The 12,878-nt window shown below is 61.1% G+C and carries 12 protein-coding genes and 1 pseudogene; 7 read left to right on the top strand and 6 right to left on the bottom strand.

What is annotated here, in order from left to right; translation table 11 throughout:
* Positions 1 to 3 precede the first annotated feature (3 nt).
* From prmA to WBK19_RS02605, 5 genes and pseudogenes are all read left to right on the top strand, one after another.
* Positions 4 to 894, top strand: coding sequence for a 50S ribosomal protein L11 methyltransferase (gene prmA / locus WBK19_RS02625; RefSeq protein ID WP_511286685.1), 891 nt, complete (start codon positions 4 to 6; stop codon positions 892 to 894).
* Entirely contained in the window at positions 894 to 1,961 is a 1,068-nt protein-coding gene (locus WBK19_RS02620; RefSeq protein ID WP_511286727.1) for a DUF3426 domain-containing protein, read from the top strand. Before prmA ends, WBK19_RS02620 begins: the two co-directional genes overlap by 1 nt.
* 6 nt (positions 1,962 to 1,967) lie before the next feature.
* Positions 1,968 to 2,900 (top strand): carbohydrate kinase family protein, encoded by a 933-nt coding sequence (locus tag WBK19_RS02615; protein WP_511286683.1) that lies wholly within the window; start codon positions 1,968 to 1,970, stop codon positions 2,898 to 2,900.
* A gap of 95 nt (positions 2,901 to 2,995) precedes the next feature.
* Complete coding sequence (locus WBK19_RS02610; RefSeq protein ID WP_511286681.1) at positions 2,996 to 3,748, top strand: GNAT family N-acetyltransferase; 753 nt, start codon at positions 2,996 to 2,998, stop codon at positions 3,746 to 3,748.
* A 62-nt stretch (positions 3,749 to 3,810) separates the two neighbouring features.
* Positions 3,811 to 4,278 (top strand): annotated as a pseudogene (locus WBK19_RS02605) (lysophospholipid acyltransferase family protein); the annotation flags it as partial.
* A gap of 190 nt (positions 4,279 to 4,468) precedes the next feature.
* On the opposite strand, the gene WBK19_RS02600 reads toward WBK19_RS02605, so the two are convergent.
* Genes WBK19_RS02600 through WBK19_RS02590 form a run of 3 tightly spaced genes read right to left on the bottom strand, consistent with a single transcriptional unit; the run spans position 4,469 to position 8,184 of the window.
* Entirely contained in the window at positions 4,469 to 5,299 is an 831-nt protein-coding gene (locus WBK19_RS02600) for a symmetrical bis(5'-nucleosyl)-tetraphosphatase (protein ID WP_511286679.1), read from the bottom strand.
* 44 nt (positions 5,300 to 5,343) lie between these two features.
* Complete coding sequence (gene glmS, locus WBK19_RS02595; RefSeq protein WP_511286677.1) at positions 5,344 to 7,167, bottom strand: glutamine--fructose-6-phosphate transaminase (isomerizing); 1,824 nt, start codon at positions 7,165 to 7,167, stop codon at positions 5,344 to 5,346.
* Positions 7,168 to 7,176: 9 nt separating this feature from the next.
* Positions 7,177 to 8,184, bottom strand: coding sequence for an NAD-dependent epimerase (locus tag WBK19_RS02590; protein ID WP_511286675.1), 1,008 nt, complete (start codon positions 8,182 to 8,184; stop codon positions 7,177 to 7,179).
* Between the two features lie 170 nt (positions 8,185 to 8,354).
* Here WBK19_RS02590 and waaC point away from each other — a divergent pair, with 170 nt between their 5' ends.
* Positions 8,355 to 9,293, top strand: coding sequence for a lipopolysaccharide heptosyltransferase I (gene waaC, locus WBK19_RS02585; protein WP_511286673.1), 939 nt, complete (start codon positions 8,355 to 8,357; stop codon positions 9,291 to 9,293).
* On the top strand, positions 9,290 to 10,552 hold the full coding sequence (waaA, locus tag WBK19_RS02580; RefSeq protein ID WP_511286725.1) for a lipid IV(A) 3-deoxy-D-manno-octulosonic acid transferase: 1,263 nt from the start codon (positions 9,290 to 9,292) through the stop codon (positions 10,550 to 10,552). Before waaC ends, waaA begins: the two co-directional genes overlap by 4 nt.
* Here the strand turns inward: waaA and WBK19_RS02575 are convergent.
* From WBK19_RS02575 to WBK19_RS02565, 3 genes are read right to left on the bottom strand one after another with little or no spacing between them, the layout of a single operon-like run.
* Entirely contained in the window at positions 10,518 to 11,843 is a 1,326-nt protein-coding gene (locus tag WBK19_RS02575) for a TolC family outer membrane protein (RefSeq protein ID WP_511286672.1), read from the bottom strand. The two genes, waaA and WBK19_RS02575, sit on opposite strands and share 35 nt — an antisense overlap.
* A gap of 7 nt (positions 11,844 to 11,850) precedes the next feature.
* The gene (locus WBK19_RS02570) at positions 11,851 to 12,174 is read right to left on the bottom strand and encodes a rhodanese-like domain-containing protein (protein WP_511286670.1); all 324 of its coding nucleotides are present in this window, start codon (positions 12,172 to 12,174) and stop codon (positions 11,851 to 11,853) included.
* The gene (locus WBK19_RS02565; protein ID WP_511286668.1) at positions 12,174 to 12,827 is read right to left on the bottom strand and encodes a protein-L-isoaspartate O-methyltransferase family protein; all 654 of its coding nucleotides are present in this window, start codon (positions 12,825 to 12,827) and stop codon (positions 12,174 to 12,176) included. The genes WBK19_RS02570 and WBK19_RS02565 overlap by 1 nt, the downstream gene beginning before the upstream one ends.
* Positions 12,828 to 12,878: the final 51 nt, after the last annotated feature.

Here is a 12,878-nt window from a genome sequence, read left to right as displayed (position 1 = left end):
GCGATGGCTTGGCAAAGTGTCAGCTTCCTGACCGATGCCTCGCATGCCGAGCCGATTTGCGACGCCCTGCTTGAAGCGGGCGCGCTGTCGGCCAGCATTGAGGATGCCGATGCCGGCACGCCGGACGAGCAGCCGCTCTTCGGCGAACCAGGGTCCTTGCCGAGTTCTGGCTGGACGCATTCGCGCATTGTCGCCCTGCTCGAGCCGGATGCCGACATCGACGCCCTGCTGGGCGAGGCAACTGCAGCTATCGGCTTGAGTGAGGCGCCGACATACACGGTTGAAACGGTGGAAGAACAGAACTGGGTACAACTGACCCAGTCCCAGTTCGATCCGATCCGTGTTTCGGAGCGCCTGTGGATAGTGCCGTCGTGGCATGAAACACCGGACCCGGCTGCGGTCAATCTGATTCTCGACCCGGGCATGGCCTTCGGCACCGGTTCGCACCCGACCACCCGACTCTGTCTGGAATGGCTCGAGCGCAACGTTTCCGAAGGCTGCTCCGTACTCGACTATGGTTGCGGCTCAGGCATTCTGGCCATCGCCGCCGCCCGGCTGGGGGCTGGTCGCGTCGCTGGCGTCGATATTGATCCGCTGGCAGTCGACGCGGCGCGTTCGAATGCCGAGCGCAATGGCGTGGTCGCACTATTTGCCGATTCGGCAATGCCGGTCGCTGGCGAGTATGATGTTGTCGTGGCCAATATCCTTTCCAATCCGCTTCGCGTTCTGGCGCCGGCTATCTGCGCCCATGTCCGTTCCGGCGGTCGTTTGGCACTATCCGGCATCCTCCGCGAGCAGGCGGAAGAAATCATCGCCATCTACGCTCAGTGGCTGCCCATGCAGGTCGCCGATACGCGCGAAGACTGGGTGTGTCTGGAAGGAAGCAAGCCTTGATGCGGACGCGCTGTCCGGTCTGCAGCACGGTTTTTCGTGTGACGACCGAGCAGTTGCGGCTGAGGGCGGGCAAGGTTCGTTGTGGCCACTGCCAAGCCGTATTCAATGCTTTTGATGCACTGGTCAGCGAGGATCACGAGCCATTAATCGAGACGCCGCCAGTCGAGGAGCCGGTTCCGCACCAAGAATCGGGTTCTCCGGAGCCTGAGACCCCGTTCGACGAGCCGGAAATTGAGGCGCCGGAAGTCGAAGCGGACGCGCCGCTGGCAGAGTGGCCCGCAGATTTGCCGGTTGAAGTCGTTGACGAGACTGCCGCCGCAGAGATTTCGCCAAACGAAGAGCCTGAACAGCCTGCCGATGTCGTCCCCGAGGATTTTTCGCCCATGGCTGTAGAGCCATCCGTGGAGCCTGTTACGACTGAACCGGAGTTGATTCAGGAGCCGCTCGCCGAACCCCTGATCGAATCTCCCGAGGAGTCGACCGAGGCGGCCCGTCAGGCCGGCTTGGTTGCCTCACGTGAACTGGCAGATACGGCATCTAGCAACCGCTGGTTGGCCGGAACTCTCGCCAGCGATGGTTTGGGTGGCTTCGATAACGAATCGACTCAGCGAGCGGTCTGGCCCTTTGTCCTCGTTGCTGTTTTGCTGTTGATCGGTCTGCTCGGCCAGCTGCTGTTCTATTTCCGCACCGACATTTCGCTGCGTTTCCCCAGCACGGTGGGGCTCTATGAGCTTGCTGCGGTCGACATTCCCTTGCCGCGGAATTCGGCGCTGGTGTCGATTGAAACCTCCGATCTGCAAGCCGATAACGCTCGTGGCCTGTTCGTGCTGCAAGCCACGTTGAAGAACCGGGCCGGCTACGCCCAAGCCTGGCCGGCGCTGGAATTGAGCCTGACCGATACCAATGATGCCGTGGTATCACGGCGGGTCATGTATGCCGCTGATTACTTGCCGCCCGGCACGACTTCCGATGCCTTTCCGGCTGACGGCGAAATGGCCGTCAAACTCTGGATCGAAGCCAAGGAAAGTGGCGCTTCGGGCTACCGCCTTTACATCTTTTATCCCTGATCCCTCATGACAACACTTATTTGCGGTTCCCTGGCTTTCGACAACATCATGGTCTTTCCGGACCGCTTCAAGAACCACATTCTGCCTGAGCAGATTCACATCCTGAATGTGGCTTTCCTGGTGCCGGAAATGCGTCGCGAGTTCGGTGGCTGTGCCGGTAACATTGCCTACAACCTGATGCTGCTCGGAGGCGAACCGATGATCATGGCTACCGTCGGTGACGATGCTGCGCCGTATCTTGATCGCCTCGACAAGCTTGGCTTGCCACGCACCCATGTCCGTCAGGTCAGCGGCAGCTTCACGGCACAGGCCTTCATCACGACCGACCTAGACGACAACCAGATCACTGCTTTTCACCCGGGCGCGATGAGTTTTTCCCATCTCAACAAGGTTGAGAGCGCCAACGCCAAGCTCGGTATCGTTGCCCCGGACGGTCGCGAAGGAATGATGCAGCACGCTCGTGACTTCGCTGATGCCAGCGTGCCGTTCATCTTCGATCCGGGCCAGGGCCTGCCGATGTTCAATGGGGACGAACTGCTCGATTTCATCCAGCTGGCTGATTACGCCTGCTTCAACGATTACGAAGCCAAGCTGCTGTGCGACCGGACTGGTCACAGCCTGGAGCAACTGGCGGGCAGTCTGAAGGCACTGATCGTGACGCGCGGTGGTGAAGGCTCTGAAATCTACGCCGATGGCGTGCGTCACGACATTCCCTGCGTCGTGGCCGACGAAATCCTCGATCCTACCGGCTGCGGTGATGCCTACCGCTCAGGCCTGCTTTACGGCATCGCCAACGGTTTCGATTGGCTGACGACGGGCCGTCTGGCCGCGGTGATGGGCGCCATCAAAATCGCTCATCGTGGTGGCCAGAATCATCAGCCAAGCCGTGAGGAAATCGCCGAACGTTTCCGCAAGGCCTTCGGCACCCAACCCTGGTAATCGGGCGGCGATGAAACATCGCTGTCATCTTCGGGCAAAGTGCATGTAACAACGCTCGTCCAGACTTGTTCTCCACGAACACAAGGAGAACAAAGATGGAAAATATCCATAAGGCGGCTGGTCGCAGCCGTCCCGAAAAGAAGAGTCTGGCTGTCGGCTTTGCCCGCAGCCAGAGCGATATCCTCGATGCGCAGCGCCTGCGCTACCGCGTTTTTGCCGGTGAAATGGGCGCCAACCTGCCGAGTCGCATCCCGGGCGTTGACCACGATATTTACGATCCGTACTGCCAGCATCTCGTTGTGCGCGATACGCAGACCAGCGAGATCGTCGGTACCTACCGCATCCTGACCCCGGAAAATGCCCGTCAGGTCGGCTACTACTCCGAAAACGAATTCGACCTGACCCGCCTGCAGTACCTGCGTTCGCGACTGGTCGAAATTGGCCGTTCCTGCGTACATCCGGACTACCGGACTGGCGCGACGATCACCTTGCTGTGGTCAGGTCTGGCCAATTTCATGATTGAGAACAACTACGACTACCTGATGGGCTGCGCCTCGATCAGCATGGCCGATGGCGGCCACGCGGCGGCCAGCTTGTATAATCGCTTGGCTGCCGATCACCTCGGGCCGCAGGAGTACCGCGTTTTTCCGCGCTGTCCGCTGCCCTTGGCTGCCCTGCAGCAGGATTTGCCGGCCGAAACGCCGCCGTTGATCAAGGGCTACTTGCGTGCCGGGGCCTGGATCTGCGGTGAGCCGGCATGGGATCCTGATTTCAACACGGCAGACCTGCCGATTCTGATGCCGATGGCCAAGGTTTCCGGCCGCTACGCCAAGCATTACCTGGGATAAATAGACTGAGCCAGACCAATTTAGCGATTCGCGCGTTCCGGATACTTCGTATCACCCTGCTGGTGATCAGCGGGGTGCTTTTTTCGCTGTGCGTCTTTCCGCTGTGCAGCGATCGCAAGCGTCTGGCGCTCAAGGCCAGTTGGGCGGCTGCCTTGCTCGACGCGCTTGGTGTCGAGGTCGAGGCCGATCTGACGCATGCGGTGCCGGGCGCCTTGCTGGTGGCCAATCACATTTCGTGGATCGATATTTACGTCATCAACTCGGCGTTGCCAGCGGCCTTCGTATCGAAGGAAGAAGTCCGGCATTGGCCGCTGATCGGCTGGCTGGCGGCGAAGAACGACACGATATTCTTGCGCCGTGGCAGTCGTGGGCACGCCAAGGTGATCAACGAGCAAGTGGCCGAGTTTCTCGACAAGGGAAGGCATGTCGCCGTTTTTCCTGAAGGAACGACCACCGATGGTCGCAGCCTGCTGCATTTTCATGCCGCGCTGATCCAGCCGGCGTTGAGCGCCGGGCGGCCGGTGTTGCCGGTGGCGATCTCGTACTGGGAACTCGATGGTCAGCGCAGTCTGGCGCCGCGTTACGACGGTGATATTTCGATGGGGCAATGCACGGCGGCCATCCTTGGCCGAAAACGGCTGATTGCCCGGCTGGTGACCACGCCGGTGCGTGGCCTGAATGGTGAAGACCGCAAGCAGGTCGCGGCCGAGGCGCGCGAAGCTATCGCTTTGGCGGCTGGGCTTCCGTTGGCGAGCAATCCACTTGAAACACCTGCCGATCTTCGAGCCGGACAGCGGTCAGGTGGCCTCCCCACAGACAACCTGAGTCGAGCGCCAGCAGATTCGGCGTGACTTTCAGGCCAAGCGCCGACCAGTGGCCGGTGACCAGCACGGCGTCAGCACTTTTCCGGTTTGGCAGATCGAACCAGGGCACGTGACCGGCTGGTGCGTTGGCCAGTTTGCCCTTGACCTTGAACTCCATGACGCCGTCCAGCGTGCAGAAACGCATGCGGGTCATGGCATTGACGATGACGCGCAGGCGCGGCCAGCCACTCAGCTTGTCCGACCAGCCAGCCGGTTCACTGCCCCACAGGTTGAGGATGAATTCGCGGAAATTCGGGCCCTGCAACGCGTCTTCAACCTCCCGCGCCAGTTCGCGGGCGCGGGAGGCCGTCCATTGCGGTAGCAGGCCGGCGTGGACCAAGCAGTATTCACCCTCGGTATGGCAGATTGGCTGGTGGCGTAGCCAGTCGAGTAATTCGTCGCAGTCCGGAGCGTCGAGAATTTCCTGCAGCGTGTCGTCCTTGCCGCGAAACTTGGCGCCGCCCTCGGCGACCATGAGCAGATAGAGGTCGTGATTGCCCAGCACGGTGAGTGCCGCCGGTCCGAGTGATTTGATCAGGCGCAGCGTTTCCAGCGAATGCGGACCGCGATTGACGAGATCACCGACCAGCCACAGGCGGTCGGTTGCCGGGTCGAAGGCGCAGCGTTCCAGAAGCCTCTGTAGCGAGTCGTAGCAGCCCTGGATGTCGCCGATGGCGTAGGTGCTCATTGTTACGGTCAACCGGAAAAAATGGCCAAAATTGAAATGTCTGCCTACTCGACGGTGACCGATTTCGCCAGATTGCGTGGCTTGTCAACGTCGGTACCCTTGACCAGCGCCACGTGGTACGACAGCAGCTGCAGCGGAATGACATGGAGGATTGGCGACAACTCGCCGTAGTGCTCCGGCAGGCGCAGGATGTGCACGCCGTCCGATTCCGGGATTTCCGAGTCGGCATCGGCAAAGACGTAGAGTTCGCCGCCACGCGCCTGGACTTCCTTGAGATTCGATTTGAGCTTGTCGAGCAGTTGATCGTTCGGGGCGACCGAAATGACCGGCATGTTGGCATCGACCAGCGCCAGCGGGCCGTGCTTGAGCTCTCCGGCCGGGTAGGCTTCGGCGTGGATGTAGGAAATTTCCTTGAGCTTGAGCGCGCCTTCCATGGCAATCGGGTAGTGGCGACCGCGCCCGAGGAAAAGGGCGTGATGCTTGTCGGCAAAGCGCTGAGCCCAGGCCTTGATCTCGTCTTCGAGCTCGAGCACCTTGTTGACCGCGACCGGCAGGTGGCGCAGCTGGTGAATGTAAGTGGCTTCCTGTTCCTCGCTCAGGCGGCCCTTGACCTTGGCGGCGACGAGCGTGAGCAGGAAGAGCGCGGCGAGCTGGGTGGTGAAAGCCTTGGTCGAGGCGACGCCGATTTCCGGACCGGCGCGGGTGATGAAGCGCAGCGCGCATTCACGGACGATAGCCGATTCCGGCACGTTGCAAATGGCCAGCGTTTTTGTCTGGCCAAGCGACTTGGCGTGGCGCAGGGCAGCCAGCGTGTCGGCCGTTTCACCGGATTGCGAAATGGCGACGATGAGCTGGCGCGGGTTGGGCACCGAGGTGCGGTAGCGGTATTCGCTGGCGATTTCGACATTGCACGGCACGCCTGCAATGCGTTCGAGCCAGTAGCGGGCGGTGAAGCCGGAATGGCTGCTGGTGCCGCAGGCCAAAATGAGGATCGAGTCGACATCGGCCAGCAAGTTGCCGGCTTCGGCACCGAAAATGCCGGGCTGGATGGTCTTGCTGCCGCCAACGATTTCCAGCGTATTGGCCAGCGCTTCGGGCTGCTCGAAGATTTCCTTTTGCATGTAGTGCTGGTAGTTGCCGAGTTCGACGGCAGCGGCCGACAGCTGGGAAACATGCACCGGACGCTGGACCGGTGTGCCGTCGAGGCGGGTAATCCGGACGTTGCCTGCGGTCAATTCGGCGATATCGCCGTTTTCCAGATAGACCATGTTGCGCGTGACTTGCAGCAGGGCCGAGGCGTCGGAGGCGGCATAATTGCCGGTGTCGGATACGCCGAGCAGCAGCGGCGAGCCTTCGCGGGCTACAATGACCTTGCCCGGCTGGTTGTGATCGATGACGGCAATGGCGTAGGCACCAACCAGACGCTTGCAGGTGATCTGCACGGCCTTGAGCAGGTCAGGCTCGGTTTTCAGCGTGGCCTGGACGAGGTGGGCGATGCTTTCGGTATCGGTATCCGAGGTGAAGACGTAGCCCTGGGTGGTCAGTTCGGTGCGCAGCGATTCGTAGTTTTCGATGATGCCGTTGTGCACGACAGCGATGGTGCCGGAAATGTGTGGGTGGGCATTGCGTTCGCACGGTACGCCATGGGTCGCCCAGCGGGTGTGGGCGATGCCGGTGATGGCCTGGGTGTTGGCCGAGGCGGCTTCCAGTTCGGCAACGCGGCCGACCGAGCGGACACGCTCGATGCTGTTGTCGGCAATGACGGCCAGGCCGGCCGAGTCATAGCCCCGATATTCGAGCTTCTTCAGACCTTCGACGAGAACCGGAACGATGTTCTTGTCGGCTGCTGCCGCGACGATGCCACACATAGCTGATCCTTAAACCTTGTAGTAATCGCGATACCACGCGATGAAGCGATTGACGCCTTCCTGGACCGGCGTGCCCGGGACGAAGCCAACCCAGTCGTTGAGCAGATCGGTGTTGGCATAGGTGGCCGGGACATCACCATCCTGCAACGGCAGCAGGCGCTTTTCAGCCTTCTGGCCGAGGGCGTTTTCGATGGCTCCGATGAAATCGAGCAACTGCACCGGGTTGTTGTTGCCGATGTTGAAGACGCGGTAAGGCGCGTTGCTGGTCGCCGGGTCGGCGGAAATCGCGTCATATTCAGCGTTGACCGCAGCATTCTTGTCGAGCACGCGGATGACGCCCTCGACGATGTCGTCGACGTAGGTGAAATCACGCTGCATGTTGCCGAAATTGAAAACGTCGATGGGACGACCTTCAAGAATCGCCTTGGTAAACAGGAAGAGCGCCATGTCCGGCCGGCCCCATGGGCCATAGACGGTGAAGAAGCGCAGGCCGGTCGTCGGCATGCCGTAAAGATGGCTGTAGGTGTGCGCCATGAGCTCGTTGGCCTTCTTGGTCGCGGCGTACAGGCTGACCGGGTGATCGACACTGTCGTGCTCGGAGAACGGCATCTTGGTGTTGCCACCGTAGACGCTGGAACTCGAGGCATAGACCAGATGCTGCACCTTGTTATGGCGGCAGCCTTCGAGAATATTGGTGAAACCGACGATGTTGCTCTCGATGTAGGCGTGCGGATTTTGCAGCGAGTAGCGAACGCCGGCCTGGGCGGCCAAGTGGATGACCTTGTCGAACTTCTCGTCGGCGAACAGCTTGTCCATGCCGGGGCGGTCGGCCACGTCGAGCTTGATGAAGCGGAAGTTCGGGTGCGACGTCAGGCGCTTGAGGCGATTTTGCTTGAGCGAGACTTCGTAGTAATCGTTCAGGTTGTCGAGACCGACCACTTCGTCGCCACGCGCCAGCAGGCGCAAAGAGGCGGTTGAACCGATGAATCCGGCGGCGCCGGTAACAAGAATTTTCACGGAATTGCCCAGAAGAAAAGTTGCTAGATTTTATCGCAGTGCAGCATCGAATTTATGACGCTTGTGCATATTCAGTCGGAAGCGCGCAATCAAAGGCGGCTGACACGTGCCGGCATTTATAATTGCGGCTTCGAAAGTCGTGATTTTATCCGTCGATGCGCATTCTGATCGTGAAAACTTCCTCGCTCGGCGACGTTATCCATAACTTGCCGGTGGTCAGCGACATCCGGCGGCATTTCCCGGATGCTACGGTCGACTGGTGCGTGGAAGACAGTTTCGCTGCCATTCCGCGCCTGCATCCCGGGGTTGGCAAGATCATTCCGGTCGCTGTCCGGCGCTGGCGCAAAAACCTGTTGAAGGCGGCAAGCTGGCGGGAGATGACCGAATTTCGCCGTGGTTTGCAGGCTGTACCTTACGACGCCGTTGTCGACACCCAGGGTTTGCTCAAAAGCGCGTTGATGGCCAGTCTGGCCCATGGCCCGGCGCTGGGTTATGCCGCCGATTCTGCCCGCGAACCAATGGCAGCCAGATTCTACGACCGGAAATTCAGCGTTTCCCGCGAACTGCACGCCGTCGTCCGCAATCGCCGGCTGGCCGCTGCTGCGCTGGGTTATGCTGCCGATGACGAGCCCGACTACGGCATCGAAGCAGCACCAGCCGGTTTCGCCTGGCTCCCGCACCGGCCCTACGTCGTCTTCCTGACCGCTACGAGTCGCGACGACAAGCTGTGGCCGGAAGCCAACTGGCTGGCCTTGGGGCAGCAACTCAATGCGCAGGGGATAAGTGCTGTTCTGCCCGGCGGCAGCCCGGTCGAGCGCGAACGGGCGAGTCGTTTGGCGGCAGGGATTCCCGGTGCAGTGGCGGCGCCGACCATGAATATCCCTGATCTGGCTGCCCTGCTCGCTGGCGGACTCGCCGCTGTGGGGGTCGATACCGGCCTAACCCATCTCGCCGTTGCGCTCAAGGTGCCTACCGTCGCGCTTTATACCGCTACCGATCCCGGCCTGACCGGCGTTCTTGGCGTCGGCTTTCATCGCAATCTGGGTGGCAAGAATCAGATTCCTTCGCCGGCTGCCGTCCTTACCGAATTGCAGCCGGTACTGGCCTGATGGTGCGTTTCTTCTATTCGTTGCTGCTCTATCTGATCACGCCGCTGATCTGGCTGCGCCTGCTCTGGCGCGGCCGCAAGCAACCGGAATATTTGCAAAATCTCGGCGAGCGCTATGGTTTCTATCGCCAACCGGCGCCGGCAAAACTGATCTGGGTACATGCTGTCTCCGTCGGCGAAACCCGCGCTGCCCAGCCGCTGATCGAAGGCTTGCTGGCGCGCTGGCCGGAGCATCGCATCCTGCTCACCGGCATGACGCCAACCGGCCGCGACGCCGGGCAGCAAGTCTATGGTGACAAGGTCATTCAGGCCTACCTCCCCTATGATTATCCCGGGGCGGTCGACCGTTTCTTCCGCCATTTTTCCCCGGCTTTCGGGGTGCTCATGGAAACTGAAATCTGGCCCAATTTGCTGGCTGCCGGGAAGCATCGCAAGGTGCGGATTTTCCTCGCCAATGCCAGGCTGTCGGTGCGTTCAGCCCGCGGTTATGGACGGTTTTCGGCGCTGACCGAGCCGGCTTTTTCGGCACTGGCTGGTGTTGCTGCGCAAACGACCGGCGATGCCGAGCGTATTGCCGGACTGGGCGCCAGTCCAGTCGAAGTCTGCGGGAATCTCAAGTTCGATGTCACGCCCCCAGCCGAAAAGCTCACCCTCGGTCACGAATGGCGGGCAGCGATTGGCCAGCGGCCGGTCTGGCTGGCGGCCAGCACGCGTGAAGGCGAGGAGCCGCTGGTGCTCGAAGCATGGCACCAGGTGGCCGTTCCCGATGCCTTGCTCGTGCTGGTACCACGTCATCCGCAACGTTTCGACGAAGTGGCTGCTTTGCTCCGGCAGCAGGGGCTGCGCAGTGTTCGGCGCAGCGCGGCCATGCCGGCGGCCGATACGCAGGTCTGGCTAGGCGACAGCATGGGTGAGATGGCTGCTTATTTCACGCTGGCCGATCTGGCCTTCATTGGCGGCAGTCTATTGCCGCTCGGCGGGCAGAACCTCATTGAGGCGGCGGCTTGCGACTGTCCGGTCGTTGTCGGGCCGCATACCTTCAATTTCAAGCAGGCGACCGAGGATGCAATCGCGGCGGGTGCCGCGCTACGCGTCGACAGCGCGGAAATGCTCGGTGCCACGGTCAACCGGATTTTTGGCCAAAAAATGAAATTGGCCGAAATGCGGACAGCGGCTGGATCGTTTGCCCGCGCCCATCAGGGCGCGGCCGGGCGAATGCTGGCGCTTATAGCGCGCTGGACGGATCCAGCAGGGCGTTGATCTGGGCGACGTCTTCCTCGCCCAAGGAACCCGTTGCCGCCTTCAAGCGCAGTTGTGCCAGCAGCGTGTCGAGCGTTGCCCTGGCCAGGTCACGACGGGTGACATAAACCTGATTCTCGGCGTTCAAGACATCGATGTTGATGCGCACGCCGACTTCGTAACCCAGTTTGTTCGACTCAAGCGCCGATTGTGATGAAATCAGCGCCGCCTTGAGTGCCTTGACCTGGGCCAGCCCGTTGGTCACGCCGAGATAATACTGGCGGGCCGACAGCGCGGCGCCGCGGCGGGCGGCATCAAGGCCGGATTGTGCCGCCGTGCGGTTGGCCGCAGCCTCGCGCTGGCGCGAAACGGTCAAACCACCCTGGAACAGCGGAATGTTGAGCTGGACGCCGATGTTGGTGTAGTCAGTGTCGGCCAGGCCGTAAGCCGCAGCATAGGATTTTGAGTGCCCCTGATTGGCGACCAGATCAAGCGTCGGGTAATGGCCGGCGCGCTGCTTGTCCACCTCGCGCGCCGCGATGTCGGCGGCAGCCTGCTGGACCTGAACGGTGATGCTGTCCTTTTCGGCGGCAGCGACCCACTGATTCATGTCGCTTGGCTGCGGCATGGTCAGCTCGGCGTCCTTGCGCGTTGTGGCGAGATTGCCCGGCGTCTTGCCGATAATCGCCTGCAAGGCATGTTGCTTGACCTCGAGGTCGCTTTCAGCGGCGATCTCCTGAGCCGAAGCCAGATCGTAGCGGGCTTGGGCCTCGTGCGAGTCGGTGATGGTTGCGGTGCCGACCTCGAAATTCTTTTTGGCCGATTCCAGTTGCTGGGCGATCGCCGTCTTGTTGGCGCGCACCGCCTTGAGGTTTTCGACGGCGTAGATCGCGTCAAAATAGGCTTGCGCTACGCGCAGGATCAGATCCTGCCGGGCTTGCACGAAATTGGCCTCGGCCTGTGCCACCTGCATTTTTGACTGGTCGTACGACACCCAGTTCTGCCAGCGGAACAGGGGCTGCGACAGGGTCAGCTGGTAACCATTGGAGTTGTATTGCGGCTTCGACAGCGTCGGGCCGTTGTGGGTCGAAATCTCGTTCTTGTTCCACACCGTATTGCCCGACAGTGTCAGGCTGGGCAGCAAGCCAGCCAGGCCTTGCGGTGCTTTTTCGCGGCCGGCATCAAGCGTTGCCCGGGCGGCGGCAAAGGTCGGGTCGTTATCCTGCGCATCGCGATAGACCTGCATCAAGTCTGCGGCGAACAGCGGGGATGCCAACAACGGGGAGACGATCAGCCAAGCGAGTTTTTTCATGCCTACCTCAATAACGACGCATGTTGGAATCGACTTCACCGGCCCAGGCCTCGACGCCACCCATCAGGTTATAGACCGCGTTGTAGCCCTTGCGCTCCAGGAACATGGCGACCTGCATGCTGCGGCCGCCGTGGTGGCAGATGACAACGATGTCCTGCTCGGGGGCGATTTCGGCGCAGCGCATCGGCACCAGGTGCATGGGGATGTTTTGCGATCCAGCGAGCTGGCAAAGCTCGATTTCCCACGGTTCGCGCACATCGAGCAGAACGGGGCTGGGCCGGCTCTCGTCGGCCAGCCATTCGGCAAGTTGTCGTGCTCGAACCTGTTGCATCAGAAAGAGAAGCTTTCCTTGGCCACGAAGCCGTCGAGCGCGGGAATGACCGTTTCGAACAAATTGACCGTGTTGTAGATGCCATCAGCGGTGCAGGTGATCAGTTGGGCTTCCATGACCGGTGCTTCGCCGACGACGACAGCCAGACGGCCGCCGACGCGCAGCTGCTTGAGCAGGGCGTCAGGAACGGCGGGAATGGAGCCAGAAACCACGATGGCGTCGTAAGGACCACGCTGGGACCAGCCGTTGGCGCCGTCGCCGAGTTCAATCGTGACGTTGGTGACGCCGGCACGCTCGAGATTCTGCTTGGCAATATCGACCAGCGCCGGGCGGCACTCGACGCTAACCACGTGCTCGGCACGGGCAGCCAGCAGGGCAGCCATGTAGCCGCTGCCGGTGCCGATTTCAAGAACCTTGTCGGTCTTCTTGAGGCCCAGCTCCTGCAGCATCTTGGCTTCGATTTTCGGGGCCAGCATCATCTGGCCATCGCCCAACGGGATTTCCATGTCGGCGAAAGCCAGGTTGCGATAGGCCGGCGGGGTAAAGTCCTCGCGCTTGACGACAAACAGGAGGTCGAGAACCTGCGGATCCAGAACATCCCAGGGACGGATCTGCTGTTCGATCATGTTGAAGCGCGCTTGCTCGATGTTCATTGGTGGGTCTCCGCAGACTGAATATTAGCACGAGCTAATATATTGATTCCG

Source organism: Azonexus sp., from assembly GCF_049652925.1.
Classification (GTDB): domain Bacteria; phylum Pseudomonadota; class Gammaproteobacteria; order Burkholderiales; family Rhodocyclaceae; genus Azonexus.
The sequence above is the reverse complement of the archived record's forward strand: the minus strand, read 5'-3'. Positions and strand labels throughout refer to the sequence as shown.